General features: G+C 44.7%; 22 protein-coding genes. 3 read left to right on the plus strand and 19 right to left on the minus strand.

All coding sequences use genetic code 11. The features are described from left to right. Positions 1-10: 10 nt before the first annotated feature. The 3 genes from MHH49_RS07100 to MHH49_RS07110 all read right to left on the minus strand — a co-directional run bounded on the left by MHH49_RS07100 (position 11) and on the right by MHH49_RS07110 (position 5,035). Entirely contained in the window at positions 11-1,411 is a 1,401-nt protein-coding gene (locus MHH49_RS07100) for an extracellular solute-binding protein (RefSeq protein ID WP_076101376.1), read from the minus strand. A 92-nt stretch (positions 1,412-1,503) separates the two neighbouring features. Next, positions 1,504-3,915, minus strand: coding sequence for a hypothetical protein (locus tag MHH49_RS07105; RefSeq protein WP_076103909.1), 2,412 nt, complete (start codon positions 3,913-3,915; stop codon positions 1,504-1,506). A 67-nt stretch (positions 3,916-3,982) separates the two neighbouring features. Next, positions 3,983-5,035 (minus strand): LacI family DNA-binding transcriptional regulator, encoded by a 1,053-nt coding sequence (locus MHH49_RS07110; RefSeq protein WP_036676749.1) that lies wholly within the window; start codon positions 5,033-5,035, stop codon positions 3,983-3,985. A 214-nt stretch (positions 5,036-5,249) separates the two neighbouring features. Here MHH49_RS07110 and MHH49_RS07115 point away from each other — a divergent pair, with 214 nt between their 5' ends. Further along, entirely contained in the window at positions 5,250-5,567 is a 318-nt protein-coding gene (locus MHH49_RS07115; protein ID WP_036676747.1) for an MGMT family protein, read from the plus strand. On the opposite strand, the gene MHH49_RS07120 is transcribed toward MHH49_RS07115, so the two are convergent. From MHH49_RS07120 to MHH49_RS07155, 8 genes are all read right to left on the minus strand, one after another. Then, positions 5,564-6,259 (minus strand): DUF1361 domain-containing protein, encoded by a 696-nt coding sequence (locus tag MHH49_RS07120; protein WP_076103907.1) that lies wholly within the window; start codon positions 6,257-6,259, stop codon positions 5,564-5,566. The two genes, MHH49_RS07115 and MHH49_RS07120, sit on opposite strands and share 4 nt — an antisense overlap. A 150-nt stretch (positions 6,260-6,409) precedes the next feature. After that, a complete protein-coding gene (locus tag MHH49_RS07125) occupies positions 6,410-8,173 on the minus strand; it encodes a SulP family inorganic anion transporter (RefSeq protein ID WP_339812330.1) in 1,764 nt (587 codons plus the stop codon). A gap of 107 nt (positions 8,174-8,280) precedes the next feature. Further along, a complete protein-coding gene (locus tag MHH49_RS07130) occupies positions 8,281-8,607 on the minus strand; it encodes an ArsR/SmtB family transcription factor (protein WP_036676741.1) in 327 nt (108 codons plus the stop codon). 74 nt (positions 8,608-8,681) lie between these two features. Further along, positions 8,682-9,059 carry a hypothetical protein gene (locus MHH49_RS07135; protein ID WP_036676739.1) on the minus strand — a complete coding sequence of 126 codons (378 nt, stop codon included), beginning with the start codon at positions 9,057-9,059 and terminating at the stop codon, positions 8,682-8,684. Positions 9,060-9,121: 62 nt separating this feature from the next. Further along, positions 9,122-10,690, minus strand: coding sequence for a phospholipase D-like domain-containing protein (locus tag MHH49_RS07140; RefSeq protein ID WP_339812334.1), 1,569 nt, complete (start codon positions 10,688-10,690; stop codon positions 9,122-9,124). A gap of 175 nt (positions 10,691-10,865) precedes the next feature. Next, the gene (locus MHH49_RS07145; RefSeq protein ID WP_038568563.1) at positions 10,866-11,159 is read right to left on the minus strand and encodes a putative quinol monooxygenase; all 294 of its coding nucleotides are present in this window, start codon (positions 11,157-11,159) and stop codon (positions 10,866-10,868) included. Between the two features lie 58 nt (positions 11,160-11,217). After that, positions 11,218-11,853, minus strand: a complete 636-nt coding sequence (locus MHH49_RS07150; RefSeq protein ID WP_076101373.1) for a nitroreductase family protein — start codon at positions 11,851-11,853, stop codon at positions 11,218-11,220. A 35-nt stretch (positions 11,854-11,888) separates the two neighbouring features. After that, positions 11,889-12,317, minus strand: a complete 429-nt coding sequence (locus MHH49_RS07155) for a MarR family winged helix-turn-helix transcriptional regulator (RefSeq protein ID WP_036676732.1) — start codon at positions 12,315-12,317, stop codon at positions 11,889-11,891. A 158-nt stretch (positions 12,318-12,475) separates the two neighbouring features. Here MHH49_RS07155 and MHH49_RS07160 point away from each other — a divergent pair, with 158 nt between their 5' ends. Then, positions 12,476-13,261 (plus strand): carbon-nitrogen family hydrolase, encoded by a 786-nt coding sequence (locus MHH49_RS07160; RefSeq protein ID WP_036676852.1) that lies wholly within the window; start codon positions 12,476-12,478, stop codon positions 13,259-13,261. Positions 13,262-13,361: 100 nt separating this feature from the next. On the opposite strand, the gene MHH49_RS07165 is transcribed toward MHH49_RS07160, so the two are convergent. Continuing rightward, a complete protein-coding gene (locus MHH49_RS07165) occupies positions 13,362-14,255 on the minus strand; it encodes a lipoate--protein ligase family protein (protein ID WP_081384020.1) in 894 nt (297 codons plus the stop codon). Between the two features lie 239 nt (positions 14,256-14,494). On the opposite strand from MHH49_RS07165, the gene MHH49_RS07170 reads away from it, so the two are divergent. Continuing rightward, on the plus strand, positions 14,495-15,382 hold the full coding sequence (locus MHH49_RS07170; protein WP_036676731.1) for a CHAD domain-containing protein: 888 nt from the start codon (positions 14,495-14,497) through the stop codon (positions 15,380-15,382). A 28-nt stretch (positions 15,383-15,410) separates the two neighbouring features. Here MHH49_RS07170 and MHH49_RS07175 read toward each other — a convergent pair whose 3' ends face one another. The 7 genes from MHH49_RS07175 to MHH49_RS07205 form a co-directional block, all read right to left on the minus strand. Continuing rightward, positions 15,411-16,622, minus strand: coding sequence for a Ger(x)C family spore germination protein (locus MHH49_RS07175; protein ID WP_036676729.1), 1,212 nt, complete (start codon positions 16,620-16,622; stop codon positions 15,411-15,413). Then, a complete protein-coding gene (locus MHH49_RS07180; RefSeq protein WP_036676848.1) occupies positions 16,619-17,710 on the minus strand; it encodes a GerAB/ArcD/ProY family transporter in 1,092 nt (363 codons plus the stop codon). The genes MHH49_RS07175 and MHH49_RS07180 overlap by 4 nt, the downstream gene beginning before the upstream one ends. Positions 17,711-17,737: 27 nt before the next feature. Next, positions 17,738-19,483, minus strand: coding sequence for a spore germination protein (locus MHH49_RS07185; RefSeq protein ID WP_076101368.1), 1,746 nt, complete (start codon positions 19,481-19,483; stop codon positions 17,738-17,740). Positions 19,484-19,594: 111 nt separating this feature from the next. Beyond that, on the minus strand, positions 19,595-19,921 hold the full coding sequence (locus MHH49_RS07190; protein WP_036676728.1) for a thioredoxin family protein: 327 nt from the start codon (positions 19,919-19,921) through the stop codon (positions 19,595-19,597). A gap of 38 nt (positions 19,922-19,959) precedes the next feature. Continuing rightward, positions 19,960-20,352, minus strand: coding sequence for a MerR family transcriptional regulator (locus MHH49_RS07195; protein WP_036676727.1), 393 nt, complete (start codon positions 20,350-20,352; stop codon positions 19,960-19,962). A gap of 144 nt (positions 20,353-20,496) precedes the next feature. Next, positions 20,497-21,132 carry a ThuA domain-containing protein gene (locus tag MHH49_RS07200; RefSeq protein ID WP_076101367.1) on the minus strand — a complete coding sequence of 212 codons (636 nt, stop codon included), beginning with the start codon at positions 21,130-21,132 and terminating at the stop codon, positions 20,497-20,499. 49 nt (positions 21,133-21,181) lie between these two features. Next, positions 21,182-21,904, minus strand: a complete 723-nt coding sequence (locus MHH49_RS07205) for an SDR family NAD(P)-dependent oxidoreductase (RefSeq protein ID WP_036676722.1) — start codon at positions 21,902-21,904, stop codon at positions 21,182-21,184. Positions 21,905-22,092: the final 188 nt, after the last annotated feature.

A 22,092-nucleotide genomic window follows, 5' to 3' on the forward strand; every position in this document is an offset into this window, starting at 1 on the left:
TAAGCTCTAATTAGGAAACCTTGCCGCTCTCGAACAACTGCTTGATCGCTGGCATGATCGCGTCATAGACTTCTTTAACACTTTTCTTACCTGCCAATGCCTGATCAATAGATTTCTCATATTCAGTATTCATCTTGAGGTAGGCAGGAACGTAATATGCAGGCCATTGTGCGATAGAATCTTTCGTTGTCGAATAACTAAGGATAGTTTCTTTTGCGCTTTCAGGAAGATCGGAGGTCCACTTTTCAACCAAGGTAGGATCGGTATACCAATCTGCCTGGTTTGGCAACCACGCACCACTCTTCAGCAGCTCCAGACTGTTCTCAGGGTTGACCATGTAGGCATAGAATTTCTTGGCTTCCTCAATGTGCTTCGATGTATTGTACACAACAAGCGGAGCACCACAGTTCATCGTTACTGCCTTTTCCATCTTAGGCAGAACCCCAACGCCGATATCTTCATTTCCTTTGATATTAGCTAGATCCCAAGAGCCGCTGATCGCCATGGCATAACCACCACTCAAAGCGTCTACCGCAGAACCAATTCCGGAATTCCAAGTGTAATTGAAAGCGGATGCAACCTTATCTTTGTTAACGAGATCAGCTAGCTTCTGGATGGCATCAACCGTTTTGGGAGAATCCCATTGAAACTCCTTTCCATCCGGGGAAACAATCCCGCCACCGTTGGCATAAGCTGCCCAGAAATGGTGGAACTCCCGTCCCGCTGTCATACCAAGCCCGTAGTTCTCGGTCAGAGCAGCATCAAAGCCTTCATCTGCCGCTGTTTTTCCTTTAGTATCTGTCGTTAACTTTTTCGCGTTTGTTACGAATGTATCCCAATCCCACGCATTTTCAACTTTGGAGGGTGGATATTCAAGACCTGCTGCATCAAATTTGGACTTGCTATAGTAAAGCAGCTCCAGCTGGTTGGATAGACCGACTCCGATCACTTTTTGCTCAGGTGAATGGATTGTTATCGCTGATAGTTTTTCAGGAATACTTCCGTCCGCTAATAAATCGCTGATATCTTCGATAATTCCCATTTCATTGTACTTTTGGATATCGCCTTCGCCCATATAACTGATATCTGGAAGTTCGCCGGATTCGAGCCGGGTCTGAATAAATGTATCAAAGGAGCCATCCGCTGGAAGCACTTGTGCATTGATTTTTACTCCGGTGTCGGCTGTATATTTTTCTGCTGCCGCTTCTACCAGCTTTTTCTGTACATCATCACCCCAATACAATAATTCCAAGGTTACATCTTTATCAGGCGTAGTTTCTTTGTTGGCTGCTCCAGACCCTTCAGATGCCTTTGGAGCCGCATTGTTGGAATTGCCCGAACAACCTGCCAGTGCGGAAAAAACCATCATTGATGCTAAAGATAGAACTAGAGTACGTTTTCCAAACTTCATGTTTGTTGCCTCCCTTTTTTCATATCTATTTATTTCAAGCCAAGCATTTAAAGCTTTAGCCTAAAATCATCATGGTTTGTCATTCTTAGCGATTACAGACAAGGGCTGAACATTCCGCCTGCCAGTCTTACGTGAGGCTCTAGCATCCCCTCAGTTGTGCGATATTCGAGCTTGTCCTCAAGCAGCACATATCTTGACGGATATGCAGCGTAACTTGTTACGATCCAGCCCTCCGAGTCTTCTTCAATATAACCGTTAATACAGCGCATCTTTCCGCGTGGATCCCTGTACAAATATGTGGTTGTCCCGAAGCCCATTAGATAGGCCACTAGCTCCTCCCCCATATCCCAATCATCTCCTGTCACACCCGAGAACAGCGAAGCAAACAAGGAATCACTTGCCCCCACAAATACGGATTGCCCAAAACGGTTTCGCGACAATTCTGGCATATTCAGGTTAGGAGCTGCCACACTATATGTAGAAGCTGCCTCTCCAGGCAACAAACGGCGTGGAGTAGAGCGTACATTCCAATCGTAACAATTGAATACTGCCATCGTAGAACGGTAAGCGGCTTCCAAATATTCAGGGTCTCCAAGGAATTCATAGGCAACCCGGGATGCTCCTGCTACCAATCCACCCCAAAGGGAATGAATCATATAAGACAAAGCTTCCCACCAGCGATCCGGATTCTGCACTCTGTAATCATTGCTGAATCCGATATTTGCCAGAATTAGTTGTCCATAACGCTGGGCCTCCTCTTTATTTCCAAGGTGACACAACGTTTCACAGGTAGGGCCAAATCCTGCATTATCGTAAAAATGCTCCGTTATAGCTCCCTCATACTGCTGTATCCCTGTCTCCAGATTTCTACCAAAGCGCTCCCATAAGGTAAGTAGACGTTTATACTCTTCTGAAAGACCGCACTGCTTCAGTGCTTCTAATAAATCAAGAATATAGAGCACAAATATCCCATTTAGACGGCTCTCATCCTTCTCACGCTGGCCACTGTGCCGATCAGGGTCTAGGCGAAGACACATGATTTCGGCAGCCCATTGTAGATATTCTCTAGGAGAATGAATTTTAAGTAATGAACCATCCATTCGTGACAATAGATAAAAGACATGCCCAATATAATCCAGATCATAAATGCGGTAGAATTCTCCGTACAAGGGACGCGGATGATTAAAATCCCCGCCTTCAAACCAATGCTCCTTCACATCCAATACTGCTGCAATCTCGGCCTTAGCTACTTGTTCTGGGACAGCCTTGGCCATGCTATTCTTCATCAGTAGAAAAGCAACCTTACCCAGCGATTCTCCCTGATTCGATAGCGGACGGAAGGCATATGGCCTTTCGACCTCCCCTGTCCCTCCAAAGTTATTATTTACCAACCACTCGGCTCTCTTTTCCAGAATCCGGTCAATCGACTCCAGTACATTCCAGACCAGGATATCGCTCCGTCCATCTTCTAGCACCAGCTCCAGCTTATGTTCTCCCGGCTCCAAACGCTGTAAAGATATAGCATAGCTACTGCCTGATTCCAACCGTACAGCTTCGTTCGTAATATTCTCCTGGCGGATCAGCTCCGTCCCCGGTAAAGTGCTATACAAACGCAGCTCACGTAGAACCTGGCCCTGCGGCAGATCAACAACAGCTTCGAACCTTCCTCCTCGGGTTAATACAGGCGTATAGCTCCAGCGCGGATGTCCATAGGCCATGCCCTGCCTATAGAAATCATCTCGATTCTGACAGGGATGGAATATGTATTCCCAGCTGTAGGTCTCCCCAGCGCCAAGATCCAGCGGACTGTAAGCGCCACCATATATCCAGTCGGCAGCTGCAGATTCGGTCATAGATGATCCGTCCTCCACCAACGATAGCCGATGATACAGCAGACCATCCAAAGAAGGGGAGACCTGCTCAAGAAAACGATTCTTATAACTACAATAAGTACCTACGCTTACTGTTCTGCCCTGAACCCCATAAACACCCAGATGTGGTGCTTTGTTGCTCCGTCGAATAGCAGCGATTTTAGCGAAATCCCCACCAAGATGGGGGAACACTGCACAGGACTGGCTCATATTGCGCTGCACATTTTCATCTCTGTACATGATATACGCGAGCGAAAGCCACACATGAAGTCCATTAATTCTTACAGATTGTGGTGAGCGGTTTGTAGCTTCAATAGTCCATCTTAGTCGCTCATCTTCCAGAGAATATGTAAGTCTGATTGCAATCGGTGCGCCTTCAAAATCCACAATTACACGGTGTTTTCCTTCTGGCGTAATTTTGGGCAACAGATCAGTGCTTTTTATGATATTCCCGTCCAGCTCTATTGTCCATTCTCCGAATAGCTTATCTGTATCCGCATAACCTGCCTCTTTCAAATAAGACGGATCAACTACCCAATTCATTTCACTAGGGTCGCCCTGTAATATCAGAGACTGAAGTGCTCCGCGGTCGCTTAGCTCCATCGTGAAGTTTTCATTGCCTAGAATCGTCATTGCCTAGCACCTCTTCGATATTTTAAGTTAAACGTTTAGATTTATGAGGAAAAAGGAGCTGTGAAACTTATTTTTGTTTCACAGCATTTTTTAACGTAGCCACGGAATCACGTTCGATCAACCGGCACTCCGGCATGGTCAGTGAATCCATCTTCGTCCCCTTGATTAAATTGAACAAAACCTCAATAGCTTGATAGCCCATCTCATGTAGCGGAAGTCCCATTGTTGTTATACGCGGGCGTAAGTAATCACTGAATTCACGATTATCAAAACCGACAACCGACAGATCATCCGGTATTTTAACCCCTTTTTCCTCTGCCGCCTGCAAAATACCTACAACCATTACATCATTCATGGAAAGAATCGCGGTTGGGGGCTCCGGCAAAGCGAGCAACTCGGAGGTAAGGCGATACCCTGATTCCCTCTCCCAGTCTCCCATCTTAATTAACAGTGGATCGAACGGTAATTGATATTCAGTAACTGCCTTGTAATAACCGTTCAGTCTTAATCTGGAAGGGATAGAATCCATCAAACCACTGATTACAGCAATTCTGCTATGTCCTTGGTTAACCAAGTAGGACATGGCTTGGTAAGCAGCTTGCTCATCATTATACTGGATAGAGATATCGTCCTGTGTGTAAGAGTAGGTATACACAATCGGCTTACCCTCCGTATCGATTAGACCCGTTAAATCACGGGGATGAACACCGATATAAATAATCCCATCCACTTGATTGCTGAGCAGTTCGGCAACCGCATTAGCGGCATACTTTCGGTAGTCTTCCGTATTCGAGAAGTTACGGCCGATACGCTTGTCTAAACGAAGATTCACCAGTAAAATATGCAAATCGTTTCGATCTCCAAAATCATTAATTCCATCGATAATATCGGGGGTGTTAAATACCGTCACATCTTCTGCAATAACACCTATTGTATTCGTACGGTTGAGTTTGAGACTCTTCGCAATAGCATTCGGCTTATAATTCAACTCCTCAATGGCGGCAACAACTCGTTCCCTTGTATCAGAACGTACATTGCGGGTACCATTAAGCACATAGGAGACTGTAGCAATCGAAACATTAGCCTTTGCGGCTATGTCTTTAATGCTGGTTTTCCTCATTACACCTTCTCCTATCTTATTATGGAACTCTTTCAATCACATTGTTAAACGTTTAGATTATTTTTACAGTTAGAATATACCACGCGTATTTATTGCTTTGCAACCCTTTTTTTGCTATCCTCAAAAAATCCTCCTGTTCGTCCCCCGTTTCGTTTAGAATTGATTTATCTGTTGAGCAATGGATAAAAATAAGATATAGGAGCTTGAGCTTGCTATGACACCATTTACTGAGAGAGTTATTCATATCATACAGTCTATACCAGAAGGTAAAGTGATGACTTACGGAGGAGTTGCCCGCGCGGCAGGTAGCCCAAGAGGAGCGAGGCAGGTCGTTCGCATCCTTCACTCCATGAGCAAAAAATATAAGCTGCCCTGGCATCGGGTCATTAATGCTAAGGGAATGATCGCACTAACTGAGGATGAGTCTAACTCCCTCCAGAGGCTCTATCTACAGGGAGAGGGAGTTAGTTTTAATGAAAAAGGTGTGGTAGATCTGAAGCAATTCCAGTTTGAGCCGGAGTGTACCGATTAGTACCCTCTGGTAACTCTTCGTCTTTCTCCGGTGCCAAGAGCATTGAGTAGACAATACATCGTCGCGTAAATGACCAGCAGGACAAAGGCAATGAACAAGCTGAAAAATACGGACTGGAGATTCAGGCTATCCAGAACAAGTTGATACAACTGATGCCTGTCCGTCAGGACGTCCCAGCTATTGAGTCTGTAGACTCGGCCAAGCAGTACACCATATCCCCCGAGCATACATGCCGCAAGCACAAATACCCATGACCACAGCAGGTTGCTTTTACGATAAATGACCGTCTGGAACTGATACAATGAGAAGAACCCGGTCAACCATCCACTCCAGGTGAACAATAAAAGAGTGACCAAGTCATACCAGTAGCGATTCTGAATGGCTCCCTCCACGATATATCTACTTTTTCTTACCGTTAAATGCACCAGGTCAGTCATGAGATAAGGCGCGTTTGGAAAGAACAGCAGCCACGCGACACCCAAAGGAAGAAGTAATAAACCGCCTATCTTCCTTTTGTCTAGCTCATAAGCAGCCATGGAGAATAAAAACGGAATCCAAGCTAAGAACAAATTCCAAATTAAAAAAGCGTAAAACGAATCCGTCTGAAGTGACACTACACGATATACCGCCAATGTAGCGACAGACAATCCCGCCAAGAGCATAAACACCTTCGGATAATTCAATTCCTTCATGAGCTTATATTCTCCTTATCGATATTGATTACATTAAACTTATACCCAATTGTACAAATTCAGAATTCCGAAGTCCAATTTTAATACAAAAGCCCAGACGCAAGAATAGCGCCCAGGCCGACTTTATTTATTAAGCTCAAGTACCGCTGATTAGTTCAGAGGCAATGCTGGCTTCTTGCGTCCTGTCAGACCTCGTAGTCCACCTGCATCCTCCTGACAGGATAATGCCGTACACTCCCTAAACGCCGCATGACTGCATCCGATACATTTGTTGTGATTAATACTGCTAAGAGCTTCATTGATCGCTTCACCGGTATGATGATAAAACTGTGCTTCTCCTATTTTGTCATATAGCCCGGTTCTCTTAAGTAGCTCAAACGGCTGTGGCTGAACACCAGAGATCATTAGTTTCCCTCCAACAGCATGTAAATGCCGCACCAGCTCCGCCAGATTGGATTCGCCCGTAGTATCCATGAATGGCACTTTTCCCATCCGCATTAATATAATTTTCGGCTGATCGGAGCCATAACCCGGCATGGTGTCATCAAATCTATACGCAGCGCCAAAAAACAGCGGCCCTTCCACGGTATAAATCCCAATCTGCGGACAATCATGACTCTCCGTTACCATATGTGCCCCTACCTTGACGGAATTAGGATCAGGCAATACTTTGGATACCAGATGAACCTCACCCATCCGTTTCACAAACAAAATCACCGCAAGAATTAATCCCACCTCTACGGCCAGCGTTAAATCTGCAAATATCGTCAACAAGAAGGTGATGAATAATACCAAAGAATCGCCTGTTTTGATTTTAAGCAAATGAAGAAATTGTTTGCGTTCACTCATATTCCAAGCTACTACCATCAAGATAGGAGCCATCGCTGCCAACGGAATACTAGAAGCATAGGGTGCAAACAACAGAAGAATTAGGAATACCACTACCCCATGAACGATCCCTGAGATCGGAGAAACTGCACCGCTTTTGATATTTGTGGCGGTTCTGGCAATGGCACCTGTAGCTGGAATTCCTCCAAACAATGGAGCTGCAATATTGGCGATTCCCTGACCAATCAGTTCACGGTTGCTGTTATGGCGGCTGCCTGTCATCCCATCAGCTACGACAGCTGACAATAAGGATTCAATAGCACCCAACATCGCGATGATAAAGGCCGGACGAATCAGCAGTGTAATCCGCTCCCAGGTAATGGTCGGAAAACGGAAGCTTGGCAGTGTATTAGGGATATTCCCATAGGCCAAACCAATCGTAGTCACCTTACCGCTAAAAAATAACGCTGCTATGACAGTCGCACAAAGAAGGCCAACCAATGAGCCCGGCACCTTCGGAGCGAAGCGAATCGCTAGGATAACAACGGCCAGACAAATCGCGGCGGTCAGGATACTATATCCATTGATCGTCGATAGATGAAGTCCAATTTCTTTCATGTTATCTACAAAGCTCTCGTGCCGTTCAATATTCCTTAACCCAAGGAAATTAGCAATCTGTCCGGTGAAGATAATAACCGCTATTCCTGCTGTGAAACCAATCGTGACCGGCTTCGGAATAAATTTAATCAGTACACCCAGCCTTAACAATCCCATGAGGACTAAAATAACCCCCGCCATCATCCCCGCTAACAGCAGGTTCTCATAACCATACTGCATCCCAATGGCGAACAAGATAGGAATAAATGCACCTGTCGGTCCACCAATCTGAAATTTTGATCCCCCGAACAATGAAATACATATGCCGGCAACGATTGTCGTATAAATGCCATACTCCGGCTTTACACCAGAAGCAATAGCAAATGCCATCCCTAAAGGAATGGCAATAACCCCGACGATTGTCCCTGATATCAAATCCTTGCGAAAAGCGTTCATGTTGTAGCCTTTATAACGACCCCGCCCTGTCATGTTCAAACCTTCTTTTCTTTAAATATCTGATTATTTGAATATAAGAAGAACATTACTCTAGGACGCGACTGTTGTCAACGCCAAAATAACGTTAATCTATGCCATTTTCACTCGCCGCGCATGCCTTCCAGCAATGAAATGGTATTCACGAGATGGTTATCAAATATTTGTTTGGCCACGACCAGAAGGTCCTTGATCAGAGGATCACGTAAGGCATAAATGACTGTGGTGCCTTCTTTCACACTGGTTACTACATTTTTGGCGCGTAAAACAGCTAGCTGCTGGGATACAGCAGAACCTTCCGAGCCGAGAATAGCCTGCAGTTCATTCACATTCTTCTCACCTTCGCTGAGCAGCTCCAGAATACGAATACGCATCGGATGAGCCAGCGCCTTGAAGAATTCGGTCTTAAATTGCTGAATTTCGGTGTTCATAGCTTTCTACTCCTCTTGCTTAACTTTCTGAATCTAATGTTATCTTTGTATGTTATCTTAGTCCCTGAGAAGCGTCAAATACTGAAGGGATAGATTCGCACATCACGAACCTGCAATTCTACGAACACACCCAGTGCCATAGGTTCACCGAGACACTCGAACATCACTAACCCTTCACCTATTCGTAAGTATCCTGTGCCATCTTCTTCAATATTCTCCAACACGCCCGTAAAAATAACCTTATCCTGCTCGAGCCTGATATTGAACTCACCTGCAGGTACAGGATGGATATCCACCCACCTCATAAGCAGCTCCGAAAGCTCGAATTCCACATCCATTTCTGCCCCTGGATTCACAGGAGCACCACACCAGATTCCCCGGCCCTCCCCAAATTCTGTGAGAAAGAATACCTCGTCCTTTTTCAAACCACTTTTTGTAATTTTGATTTGCATAGCCAATACTCCACCCTAATGATTTATAACGATCATTATATCATGAGAATTAGCCCAATTTATCAAGTATAATTCTGGGTTACCTTATTCAGATAAGTACTAGGGTGTAGCCAAGGATGCTTAAAGAACTCACTTTTACTGGTAATCTTCCGCGAGACACTCAGGTCATAATCGATCATAGACTTTATCTGCTCTGCAAAGGCCTCCCCTTTTACCAGCATTCCCAGCTCAAAATCGTGGCAGGCACTTCTTTCGTTGATATTATATGAACCATGAAAAACGGCTTGTGATCTATGATCATAGGTAATTTTCCAATGGGAAAATCGACCGGTGGCACTGTAGTCATAGAAGGAAACACCGTTAATAAACGGCATATACATATTGCCTCTTACCGCCGCGCGATTTGTAGGATGATCATTGACCTCCAGCGGGTTGCAAATGTTCAAATTACACGAGCATTCCGGACCAAGCAGCCCGAGCCGATCCCAAAAATCCTGATCAATCAAATAAGGATTCACGATGATAGTCTCTTCAGCCGCGTAAGTAATTAAATCCAGATAATATTGTTGAATCAGGTTAACCGGGTTACCTGGAAAGCTTGCTAACAGCGTACATTCTTCCTCACCAAAATGATAATCTACATCAGGATAATAAAAGACATCATTCACATCAAAATGATCTCCGCCTAGTAGCAGCCAGCGAGAATAGAACATCGCATTCAAAGGCTGCGCTGCAGCGCCGCGAATCCGGAAGCAGCCATCATGCCACTCAGCCTCTTTACTAGGAATCCCCTGTGGATGTCCGTCTATACTCATTGCAGAGGACGCCTGAACTGGGGTCTCATACGTATATTGGTCACCAATGTTTACACTGCCTATAATCGAGGTTACCCCATCTATGACCATAAACTTCCGATGATCGATGACATTCAGTCCTGTAACCTCAACATCCTCTTGCACTTTATCCTGCAGAAACAGGATACTTCCCGGCACTCCCTCTTGCTCCAGCGCCTTTCGTTTCACCCGCCATTCAATGGCTGTATAATACGAATTGAAGGTATTCAGCAGCTTGGCGCCTGCATTCTCAAGCTGATCAGCAATCTTGGAGAACTGGCCGTACTCCAGATTATTTCCGTACCCCAAAGCCGTCAATGTGTAATTGACCATAACCCTTACCTTAACGCCACGCTTAAGAGCATAAAACAGTTCATCTGCAACCAGATTCCCCGAACGATCATTAAAAAAAAGCATGACAGACAGGTGGATATAATGCTGCGCTTTTCTGATCTCCTCTAATATCATTCCTAGACACTCTGGACCATTCACGTAAGGTGTTACTTGATTATTCCACGTAGTCTGCGGAGCCAGAACCTTTAGCTTACCTGAGTCTAGTCTGCCCAATACTTCAGTAAGTTGTTCCAGTAAGCTTGGACTAAATCCAGGAAGTTGGAATAGCTGCTGACTTGTCGTAATGACCCCGCCAAGCGTCTGACGATAGGCTCTGGCAGCCTCTAGGTCTATCCCCTCAAGCTTACGCTCCACCTCTTCTCCTGCTACACCCATAATACGGGCAAGCGATCCGCCGGATAGATAATAATTCAAGAAATCAATCATATTTCTCTGTGTCTTCATATGTAAAGTCCCCCATCGTTTATATTGCATGCCTTTGAATCAAGGTAAGGATAGATACCCTAGATCTCCTTTTTATAAACGGGGTGAAATGCAAAACAGGGATGCCCCACAGCCTTTATGGCTATGGATCATCCCTGTTTAGGTTTAAACAGAATTCGCTAAGAATGGAGACAGCTTATTTTACCTGTTCTGCGCTAAATACTTTAACATCTAGAGGAGCAGCCAAGAATTCGCCAGCTTTAGCTGAGAAAGCAGTGAAATGAGCGCTCGTATTGTGGCTGGATACTGCTTCAGCATCATGCCATTGCTCAATCATAATAAATGAGTTGGCTTCTCCAGCATTCTCATATAGCTCATAAGAAAGGTTACCCTCTTCAGCATGAGTAGCAGCCAGTAATGCTTTAGACTCCGTCAAAAACTGTTCACGACGCTCTGGATTAACTTTAAGTACAGCATGAATAATGATCATTGTATATTCCTCCTAAGATTAGTGTTTATGGTAGCGCGTTGGCTTACTAACTTTATAATTATTTCCACTCAGCAACTTTATCGATAGGCAGACGAACAGATGGGTAACCTGCATCAACAGCTTTACCAATGGAGAGTAGCATTACAGGAACATAACGATCTTTTTCCATACCAAACGCTTCAGCGATTTGGTCTTTTTCAAATCCACCAATTGGGTTTGTATCGTAACCATGTGCACGAGCAACCAGCATCAGCTGCATAGCAACAAGTGCGCCATCGATAAGCACGGTGTCTCTGTTAATTTCCCGTGGCAGGTTAGCGAAATGAGCGGATAATCTGGTTAATTGATTTTCTTTTACTTCAGCAGGCATAAGTCCACGTTCAACAGCAGTACCGTAAATTTCTTCAGCATAATCGAAGTTGTTCAGATCACCAAAGATGGCAATCATAGCTGCAGAAGTCTCTACTTGTACGTTATTAAAACGAGCGAGAGGCGCTAAAGTAGCTTTAGCTTCGTCACTTTCAATGACCAGAAAACGCCAAGGCTGCATGTTCACTGAAGATGGAGCAAGTGTAGCTTCGGTAAGGATCTGTGTCATTTCTTCTTTGCTGATTTTAACGGATGGATCATATTTGCGGATAGAGCGGCGTCCTGTAATAATTTCTTGAAAATCATTTGTTTGTGTAGCGTTCATATGTGTAATTCTCCTTTGAGTGTGTGATTTGTAAGTTACAACAGAATGATATTAGATTGCAGACGATTAAGCATATCAATGAGCACTGCTCGCTCCTGATCGTTAAAACCTGTTAGCAAAGTAGCGATAAACCGCCTTTTCTCTTCGCTATATTTAACCATTCTTTCCCGACCTTGATCGGTTAATGAGACCAATGTGACCCTGTTATCGGCTGGGTTATTGCGGCGGGCGATCATGCCACTCTCTTCCAATCCCTTCAGATGACGTGTGACGGCTGCCCCATCAATCTCCATTTCCTTTTGCAGACTGATTTGGCTGACTTCGTCTACCCGAAACAGTTCGTGCAGGAGGCGAAGCCGTGTGGGACTAATCCCGGCACAACGTTCGAATTTTGGAGAGATTCCTTTGTTTAAAGCCTGCAGCAGTTCAAATATATGCTCTTCCTCAGGACAGTGCTCCGTCAAAATATGCCTCCTTTCTAAATTTAATTGCATGCAATTGTTTTGTACAAAATTATACTAACGCATAATCATTGACCCGTCAACTAATATATCAAATCATTTTTAAAAAATCAACATTGCTTATCCTTATCCGGTGCTATACGCTTGAACAAAAGAGGAGGATACCTATGAGAATATCCCTGATTCAGCTGGATATAGCATTTGGCAATCCCGCTATGAATTATGCTGCTGTTGCCCAGAAAATAAATGAAGCTGCTTCCGCAGCCCCTGATTGTCTGATTCTCCCTGAGCTATGGACCACTGGCTATGATCTGACTCGCTTAGAAGATATTGGCGATCTAGAAGGAGAAATTACCAAGGAATTCATCTCCAGCTTGGCTAAACAATACAGCATCAATATCATCGCCGGTTCAGTGGCTAGCCGTAATGATGCTGGGGTCACCAATCGTATGTATGTATTTAATCGATCAGGTGAGCTTGTTGGACAATACAGCAAGCTGCATTTGTTCCAGCTGATGGAGGAGCATTTGTATCTCCAACCGGGAGAAACTAAAGGACTCTTCACATTGGACGGCATCTTATGTGCAGGGCTAATCTGTTACGATATCCGTTTTCCGGAGTGGGTTCGCGCCCATACCGCACAAGGGGCGGAAATCCTGTTCGTCTGCGCTGAATGGCCACTGCCCAGGTTGTCCCACTGGCGGGCGCTGTTGATCAGCCGGGCCATCGAGAATCAATGTTATGTTGTAGCCTGCAACCGTGCAGGCAGCGATCCAGCCAATATCTTTGCTGGGCATTCTATGATTATTGATCCTTGGGGAGATATTGTGTGTGAAGCTTCTGAAGAGGAAGAAATTCTAACTGGAGATATCGATTTACATCAGGTGCGTGAGATTAGGAAACAAATTCCGATTTTTTCGGACAGACGTCCTGAGTTGTATAATTAAAAGAGCGTGATTGAATATTAAAAAAAGACGTTTCGTAGGCTGGCTCTAGCCAGCTTTCCATTACGTCCTTTTTTAACAGACTCCAACCCATGCTTAGCCCTCAGGAATACCGCTCGCGAAGCACCCGCGTTGCATCGAGCACACGTGGATCATCATAGTCCAAGCTGTATCCTGTCTCTTGCTGCAAAATGCCGGATGGTCTAAGAGACACTCCCCGGTGAATTAAAGCCTGAATAATTCCCTCCACAAACACTGTCGCCACTTCAGGTCCACCGAGTTCACCAAGTCCAGCAATCGTCTCTGGACGAACCCGTGGATAAGCTAATGAGGAGTCTCCTCCGGAGGCTTGCGCATAGAAATCGCGGATTTGTTCACCGCGTTCTTGTCCCGAGCCAGAAACTACAACAAATGCATGTACAAAATAAGCATTATTCTGCCTACGCTGAGCGATCCCACAAAACTTCCGACCATTAATGGCCAGATCGAAATCACCCGGGCAGTAAGAACCAACAATCTCACCAGCCTCAATTTGCGCCGCAGCCTGTGGATGACTTATAGCAACCGCTTCCGTGATCAAAGCAGCCAAGAGCTTAAAGTCATCATGAAAGTCCAGCTTTCCACGTCCTTTGGGCAGAACTAGAGAAACATTAACGATCCCTGAATCCAGAGGCACCGCAGCCCCGCCTGAATGCCTAACCGCCGTTCTAATCCCTTGCTCCTCAAGCATAAGCATCGCCTGAGCTGCACACGGTAGCTTACTGTCCCGAAGTCCAAGCGCCACACCACCAGAATGACTCCACAGATGTAAGCTAGGAGGTATAATGCCCGCTCCAACATCCCTGCATAAGGTTTCCTCAAAAGCGAATGGAACCAACATATCTTCTAGGCTCCCTGCTTCTGTATCTTTGCTCTCATCCTTTGCACTCAGATGTTGAAAGAGCCCCATTTCTGAAGGAAGTTTACTAACTATTGAATCATACTCACGAGTATCCACCAAAGCCCCTCTTTCCCGAATATGAGCCACGAGACCTGCTATTCTCTACCAGCTAAAGATCCAAGCCTATCCGTATAAATAATGATAGTAATATTGTAACCGATCTGTCTCTATGCTGTGAGTAGAGAATTGAAATGAGGTTATGATAACGCTATTCTTATAGTAAATGGACTTGCCCCAGAGCATAATAGGGGAAGCCCTAAATTCATGCTATCCCAAACGTTAAGGAGTGATGCTGCATGACAGGAGACAAGCTGACCAAAGAACGACAGCTAACCAAAACAAAGCAATGGGAACAAGCCCTTAACCACCTTTATATCAACTTTTGGGATTACAGCCATGACGCATTAAATAAATTCGCTGATGAAGATATCCACCAGGCAAGAGTGAACTGCCGTAAGCTGCTAAGTCTATTATCCATTCTTGATCCGCGGCACACTTCAGGCCTGTACCCTATTTTCAAAAAAGCGCAAAAGAGATTAGGTAAAGTGAGAGATGCAGATGTTCTAATAGAATCTTTTAAGAACAAGCGCAAGCAAGCGAAGGAGAACGGAGATTCTAAAACTGCAGACCTGTTAAAGGCAGTGATTGCTTACCAAAAGGACAAGCGCAAAACTTACCGCAAGAAGCTCACTAATGAGCTGCCTGAACTAATCAATGAAGGCCTCGAGGAAAAGTGGAAGACCTTCCTAAGCGAGCAGCTTGAAGCCCTAGTCGCAAAAAAGAATGTTAACGTTGTTATGCGTGAGCTTGAGATCGCTTATGAGCAGAAGAAAAAAACCTGTAAAGCTATTTTTCATGAAGACAATGCCGAATCTAAAGAAGCCTTCGACGCTTTGCACCAGCTAAGAATTGCCGCTAAGGAACTGCGCTATACCGCGAGTGCAGCCGATTTTGCGTTAAATCAGAAATTCCATGCGCATGAGGAGATCTATAAGGAGATTCAAGATCAACTTGGGCTGATTAACGACAAACGTCTGTGGCTAGAAACACTGAATGCTATTGGACGTGAAGAACTGGACATCGGTAAAAAAACATGGAATGCCTTCACATCTCAATTAAAGGATGAAGTGCTCGATGCACTGCATCAGAATGATGTCATTCCTATCCAGACACAAACGAAGTAGCTCCATACAACATTGCAAATAGCCCTTTCTATTCAGCCGATGTATCTGATGCACCATACTCTTCAATATTCAGTTTCACTTCATAGGTAATCGGAATCTCGCTAAAGGTTTCATCCCAGTTATCCTCTACGCTCCGCCATACGGCTGGATGTTGAATACGCAAAGCGTTGCCGAAACCTGCAACCTCTGTATGCAGCTCCTTCTGCATTTTTTTCACAGTGACCTGAAGCATGTCTACGACATGCTTCTCTAGCACTGCTTTATCCTCCTTTACAATGCCGTCATGTAACTTCTTCGCACTCTTAGCAAAAGCCTCACCATATCTCCCCGTAGATTCTATTTTCACATGAAAGGAGATCTTCCCATCCTTCACAATAGCCTTATACTTGCTACCCAGGGATTTGATTTCATAGGTAATGAGCTTATTGTTAGACGGGTCGTATGCTTTGAGAGCACCCCCCTCTCCCTTTCCAGTCAGCCAGACCATTCCTTCCAGCTCCGATGCATCAAAAAAACCAACGAGTTTTCCCGTTTTCCCTTTAATTACGCCTGCTCCATCCAGCTTTGTCTCCTTCTCTTTTTCTAAAGATATTACATTCTGCAACATGAAACTTCTTTTACCATGCAAAGGACCCGCTACTTTAGCTATTGAAACTGGCTCCCATATCCTCGTGCTCCGACTTCTATTCACAAAAATCCCCTCTAATACAAATGAAGGGGTTTGGCCCGGCAGCGCATTTTCCAATACATCTCTGGCTTTTCCCTTGCTGACATATAGTAGAACACTGGGACGAATATCGTTATCCCTGCTAAAGAAATCAATTAACTCAGAAAACTTAGTAGAGCGTGCAAGCTTCTCACCGATCACAATGACCTTAAGGTGATGTCCGATCGGAGTACGTCTAGTACGCAGTGAAAGTGCCCGTAATGCTTCAAACATCGAATCACTTACTTCACTCATGTTATAGTAATTTCTGGTTGAGGATGGGGAAGCCCCAGACTTCATACCTGACCCTCCTGAGCCTTGAGGAATCGTAAACTGATAGGTACTCATTATTTGGGCAGGCATGGGATTCCCCCCACCTCCTTGCTGAGTTGCCTCCTCATCCCCTGTCTCCTCCGCACTGTCCAGGGCAACACCAATCTCCATACTCAACTCCTCAACAGGTGTACTGCTCCAGCAACCGGTCAACAGAATACATAATATAAGAAATGTAATCGACACTCTCCACTTTTTCATGAAGCCGCCCTCCGGAAATGTGCGATGATTAACAGCGGCAATGGAATTAATCCAAATAAAACGATCATCCAATTCCCCACAACTGTCCCTAATGCAAACAGAGCATTCACATTTGGAGGCGTTCTGGAAACTACATAGGCTACTGGAAGTATAGCCAATAAGCAGCTATTAAATCGTTTATGAAATATTTGAGAAACTCCCAAAGCAGCAGCATAAATAGTGATGCAGAAGGTGCAGAAAATTTGCATAATCCAGATTACCAGCAGCAGCGATTCAAACCTCTCAAAAATAAGATAATTCACCTCAAAGCTTCTCACTAGATCAAGAAATGGCCAAGTTCTTGTGACCACTCCATCTATAGAAAACGCACCAATAGTCATTACAACGGCTAAAAGATAAAAGAACGTTGATATACATGATCCAGCAATAATTACCTTTACTGCTTTTTGTGGCTTATCCATAAAAGCAACAATGAACAGCATCGCTTCACCAGCAGTAAAAGTCAGAATGGTTGGCCTGATGCCCTTCCATACCGGTCCTAACCCATCTCCAAGAAAAGGCCGCAGATTATCGATATCAAAAACTTCAACACTAAGCAAACATACCCCAACAAAAACTGTCCATGCAATCGGAACAATCAACCTACACATGCTAGTTATGGCATTAAGCCCTCCTCTGCACAAATAGAAGGCTATCCAAATAAACACGGCAACAATAGCCCAAGGAGGGGTTCCCTCCAGCAGAAAAAAAGAGGTCACTTCCTGCACGGAACGTGCTTCAAAACTGGCTATGCACAGAAAATAAACAATCACTAATATAGAAAGAATCACTCCAAGTGGCTTGCCAATGATTTTCCCGCTAAATTGAAAGATGGTTTGACCTGGAAACCGTTGACTAAGCTTCACTATAATTAAACCTGTAAAAAAGGTAATCACTCCCCCTAAAAAAACGGAGATCCATACGTCTGGAGTCTCACTAGCCTCTACAATCGTCCGAGGAAGTGTAAGTATCCCTGCCGCAATAGTATAATTGGCTAATATGATCGTTGCTTGAACAGCAGTAATTCGGTCCTTAACCTCGGTACTCATAATTTCTTCCTCCTTTACCTAGACCCCTCACCCTTTGCGTCGGGGGTCCTTCGGCTTCAACAGCGTAGGGCGGCCTGTTAGAAATTGCAGTGGCATACGGAATATAAAATCTTTCCAATCCTTAATCTTATACGGTATGAACATGCCAAGATAGGGCATGCCAAAGCTTCTTAGCTTGATTAAATGGGCACTCAGGAAAAGGAAAAATAACACAACTCCATATAATCCAAAGACTGCTGCAGAAAACATAGCTACAAAACGGAGCGTGCGAAGTGTCATTCCAGCACTATACATAGGGATGGTGAAGGAAGAAATTGCTGTAACTGAAACAACGATGACTAGAATTGGACTCACAATTCCGGCTTCTACCGCGGCTTGACCGATGATTAGACCGCCAACAATCCCCATTGCAGGACCGATAGGTTTAGGCAGCCGGAGTCCAGCCTCCCGTAATATTTCGATGGAGGTCTCCATAATCAATGCTTCGATTAATACCGAAAAAGGTACACCTTGGCGGGAGCTGATGATTGAAATAGCCAACTTTGTTGGAATCAATCCTGGCTGAAAGGAGAGGAAGGAAATATATAGTGCCGGTGCAAACATTGATATCAATGCCGCGAGAAAACGCAGTAAGCGCACCAACGAACCCACCATCCACCGATCGTAATAATCCTCAGGTGATTGCAGCAGCATCCCGAAGGAAACTGGCATGATCAGGGCAAAGGGAGTGCCATCCAGTAAAATAGCTACTCTCCCTTCCAGTAGCGCTGCCATTACGCGGTCAGGTCTTTCCGTATTCTGAATCTGCTGGAATGGCGTGAAGCTATTATCTTCGATTAATTGCTCCACATAACCAGATTCTTGCACATCATCTATATCAATCGTCCTAATTCTTCGTTTGACTTCTTCGACAAGTTCATCATTCGCGATATCTTTGATATAAGTTAGAACCAAATCCTTCTTCATTCTCTTTCCTACAGTAAACGAAATCATCGCTAGCTCTGTGCTTTGCCCGTGCCTGCGCAGTAATGCTGTGTTGTCACTTAACGTCTCATTAAATCCGCTTCGTGATCCCCGCAAGACTGCCTCTGATTCAGGCTCCTCTATCCCTCTTGTGTTCCCCTTCGGGGTGCTGAGCACAATAGCCTCCGGTATCCCTTCCACTAGCAGCACTACAGAGCCGAACAACACCTTTTGAAGCGAGAGCTTCACATTATCCGTAAACTCAACTTCCGAAATAAGCACAATTTCATGAATGAGAATATCTTTTAGATCCTTTGCTTCCGGTATCGTATGGGGATCCTTAAAGACCTGATAAGCATCCATTAAAGGCTTCAGAATATTCCGATCCATTTTATCTTTATCCGTCAATCCATCTACAAATATAAGGGCCGCTTGCAGCTTTATACCTCCGATACGCAACTCCCGAAAACTCACATCATGCATATCTGTGCTCATCTCTTTAAATCGTTGCAAATCCTCCCGAAATTGACCGCTATAGCTTGCTCCTGTAGGACCTTCACTTAGATCAGCCGATCCATCTGGCTTAGCAACCTTTTTCGTGCCGCTAGTACCTATAGATGTTTCTCCGTAAGGAACACCCCCGCCTATGCTGCCGGCAGCTTTTTTTGCTCTAGTACTTATCGTATCTTCCTTTGCCCTAGCCCAACTCGTCGTACGAATTAGAATAAACGGAACGAAAAAGATCATAAAACCTTGGAAAATTACGCTCCATTTAGGAATTAGCTCTAAAATACTACCCCACACCCTCATCACCTCCTTTATAGCTGTGTTCGTATTTTTTACCGAAGATGGTTAATTCATGCACAAAAAGAAGACCCCACAATATGGAGTCTCCCTAATTTCATCTTTATATTTATTGCCTTATGCTTGGAGAACCTTGTTCAGTATGCCTTGGTAGGCTGCTTTCGGACGCAGACCGACCAGCTTTTCTATAGGCTGTCCCTCTTTATATACAATGACAGTAGGCATCCCCATAACACCAGCTTCCCCAGCAAGATCCGGAAGTTCATCACAATTCACCTTTACAATAGAAACATCGTCTCCATATTCCTGGTGAAGATCTTCCAGAAGAGGCAACAGCACCTTACAAGGGGGGCACCATGGCGCACCATAATCCACCAGCACGGTTCCTCCACCACGTATTTCTGCCCGCACCCAATCCGCGCTATCGGCATTTATAATTGACATTTGCCATTCCTCCTCATATTTTCCAGCACCAGCAGTACCTATTCCAAGTTCTCCAGTGTACACGCGCCCAACTTGCTCTCATCCTGCTCCTGCAAGATAGATGCCATTCGTTCTTCCAAATTCCTCTTGATCTGATTTAGCTCTACAAGCTGACGTTCAATATCCTCCAGTTTACTGCGGTATAGTGGCATCACTTCTGCGCAGAAGGCTTCTTTGTTCTTCAACACACAATGTAGAAAGCCCGCGATCTGCTCTGTCGACAGACCCAGGTTCAAATATAGTTTAATCGTTTCTACCGTCTCTACAGCAAGTAAAGAGTACTCCCGATATCCGTTGGCCTGACGGATCGGCGAGATTAATCCCTGACTCTCATAGTAACGAAGTGAACGGACGCTTACGCCCGTCAGTTTAGCAAGCTCACCTATTTTCATAGCATTCTCCCCGGGGTTCATGAGAATTGTTCTACACCAGTATAAACCCTGACACCAATGTTAGAGTCAACAAAAAAATCCAACCGCAGTTAACCCGCAGTTGGACTCGTGTTTTATGTTACAACAGGTATATCCGCTTATATCCTACAATAATCCCGCCGCCCAAAGTCCACCTCTACGAATCATCTGGCGAAAAGGCTCTACGGAAAATGACGGCAAATGATGACCAGGCATTAAATAAACAACCCGGCCTAGACCAAATTCATGGCACCAAGCCGCCTGCCTCATTGCCCCATCATGAGGATATTCCATAAGCACAGTTGTTTCGAAATAGGGATGCTGCTCAAAATAATAAGGCTCATCATCGATCACAAATTCTTCGATTCCCTGCATAATGGGATGCTCCCCTGCCGGTATGGACATCTGGAGCGAAGTGAATTCTGGATGATGAGTGAAATGAGCTCCCAGCATGGCGCCCAGCTCCTGATTACGCTGTAAGGAGATTCCGTTATGTACCACTAGTAATCCGCCACCATTAGCCACATAGGAGAGCAATGCGCTGCTTTGTTCCGCCGGTATTTTATCATCGGAGAATTCGGTATAGGAGATTACCAGCTTGTAGTCAGATAATGTTTCTTTATTAAGCAGCCCGTAATCTTCCGAGGAGATTACCTGTAGATCATTGGCCAGTATCTGCTCAATCTCTCGGTCTACACCCGCAAATGGATGATATTTAACCTCCGTATAACTTCCGAGTGCCAGTGCTTTTAGTATAGACATCCTATCATCGCCTTTCTTCGTGTACTTTTTTTGATTACGGGAAACCCCTCTACCAAGGCCATGTATTGCCATCCACATCAAGATAGGCCGGCTCATCCCCTAGATATTTTTTATACTCCATAACCTGACTTATAATCTGATCTGCGGACACATCAGGTGAAATATCCGCTTGCTCATTTTTTTCGCCATGCATATAAGTCTTCATCCAGCCGGGGTGAAACACCATCACTTGACCCCCAAGCGTCTTTAGATGATTGTGCATCAGGGAGGACTGCATATTCAGTGCCGCTTTAGACATGCAGTAGCCGTACATATTAATACGCTTATTTCTGCCAATGCTGCCCGCTTCCGAAGAAATATTAACAATTAATTTATCCTTACTTTGCAATAATAGACCCATAAGTGCATTGCTGACTCTCAACGCGCCTAGCGTATTCACATTATAAATCTCTGCCATGCCCTCATCATCCATATCCACCAGCATCGTAGCATCATCTGCGGAATGAATAATTCCGGCATTATTAATAAGAATATCAACATGCCCAGTTCTGCTGGCGATAGCCCTTGCTGCCTGCTTTACACTATCCTTACTACCAATATCGAGTGGAATAAGTTCCAGCTGTTCCGGATACTCTTCTTGAAGCGCTTTCAATTCATCTGCGTCTCTCATGTATTGTCCAGCAAATACTGAGAACTGTTTCTCTAAAAGAGAGTGTACAAGAGACAATCCAAGACCCCGATCAGCTCCAGTCACACATGCGACTCTGTTCATTCTTATCAACACTCCTACCTAGTAAGGATTATTGAAGCAAGTTGTCTTGCTTTCACCTTAGCATGCCGTCCCCTTTTTTTCAACGCGCTAAAATGAGGGTTTGGTCATCCTTGGATTAGCTGCTCCAGAATCCTTTTTGTTTTAAATTTAATATATGTTACAATCATGATTACAGGTTGTTAACAACA

It is taken from the genome of Paenibacillus sp. FSL F4-0122, from assembly GCF_038002845.1.
In the GTDB taxonomy this organism is placed as follows: domain Bacteria; phylum Bacillota; class Bacilli; order Paenibacillales; family Paenibacillaceae; genus Paenibacillus_AQ; species Paenibacillus_AQ odorifer.

Bases quoted from the DNA above. Each gene is read 5' to 3' on its own strand.
- MHH49_RS07100 (WP_076101376.1), bottom strand. From the start codon at position 1,411: ATGAAGTTTGGAAAACGTACTCTAGTTCTATCTTTAGCATCAATGATG.
- MHH49_RS07105 (WP_076103909.1), bottom strand. From the start codon at position 3,915: ATGACGATTCTAGGCAATGAAAACTTCACGATGGAGCTAAGCGACCGC.
- MHH49_RS07110 (WP_036676749.1), bottom strand. From the start codon at position 5,035: ATGAGGAAAACCAGCATTAAAGACATAGCCGCAAAGGCTAATGTTTCG.
- MHH49_RS07115 (WP_036676747.1), top strand. From the start codon at position 5,250: ATGACACCATTTACTGAGAGAGTTATTCATATCATACAGTCTATACCA.
- MHH49_RS07120 (WP_076103907.1), bottom strand. From the start codon at position 6,259: ATGAAGGAATTGAATTATCCGAAGGTGTTTATGCTCTTGGCGGGATTG.
- MHH49_RS07125 (WP_339812330.1), bottom strand. From the start codon at position 8,173: ATGACAGGGCGGGGTCGTTATAAAGGCTACAACATGAACGCTTTTCGC.
- MHH49_RS07130 (WP_036676741.1), bottom strand. From the start codon at position 8,607: ATGAACACCGAAATTCAGCAATTTAAGACCGAATTCTTCAAGGCGCTG.
- MHH49_RS07135 (WP_036676739.1), bottom strand. From the start codon at position 9,059: ATGCAAATCAAAATTACAAAAAGTGGTTTGAAAAAGGACGAGGTATTC.
- MHH49_RS07140 (WP_339812334.1), bottom strand. From the start codon at position 10,690: ATGAAGACACAGAGAAATATGATTGATTTCTTGAATTATTATCTATCC.
- MHH49_RS07145 (WP_038568563.1), bottom strand. From the start codon at position 11,159: ATGATCATTATTCATGCTGTACTTAAAGTTAATCCAGAGCGTCGTGAA.
- MHH49_RS07150 (WP_076101373.1), bottom strand. From the start codon at position 11,853: ATGAACGCTACACAAACAAATGATTTTCAAGAAATTATTACAGGACGC.
- MHH49_RS07170 (WP_036676731.1), top strand. From the start codon at position 14,495: ATGACAGGAGACAAGCTGACCAAAGAACGACAGCTAACCAAAACAAAG.
- MHH49_RS07175 (WP_036676729.1), bottom strand. From the start codon at position 16,622: ATGAAAAAGTGGAGAGTGTCGATTACATTTCTTATATTATGTATTCTG.
- MHH49_RS07180 (WP_036676848.1), bottom strand. From the start codon at position 17,710: ATGAGTACCGAGGTTAAGGACCGAATTACTGCTGTTCAAGCAACGATC.
- MHH49_RS07185 (WP_076101368.1), bottom strand. From the start codon at position 19,483: ATGAGGGTGTGGGGTAGTATTTTAGAGCTAATTCCTAAATGGAGCGTA.
- MHH49_RS07190 (WP_036676728.1), bottom strand. From the start codon at position 19,921: ATGTCAATTATAAATGCCGATAGCGCGGATTGGGTGCGGGCAGAAATA.
- MHH49_RS07195 (WP_036676727.1), bottom strand. From the start codon at position 20,352: ATGAAAATAGGTGAGCTTGCTAAACTGACGGGCGTAAGCGTCCGTTCA.
- MHH49_RS07200 (WP_076101367.1), bottom strand. From the start codon at position 21,132: ATGTCTATACTAAAAGCACTGGCACTCGGAAGTTATACGGAGGTTAAA.
- MHH49_RS07205 (WP_036676722.1), bottom strand. From the start codon at position 21,904: ATGAACAGAGTCGCATGTGTGACTGGAGCTGATCGGGGTCTTGGATTG.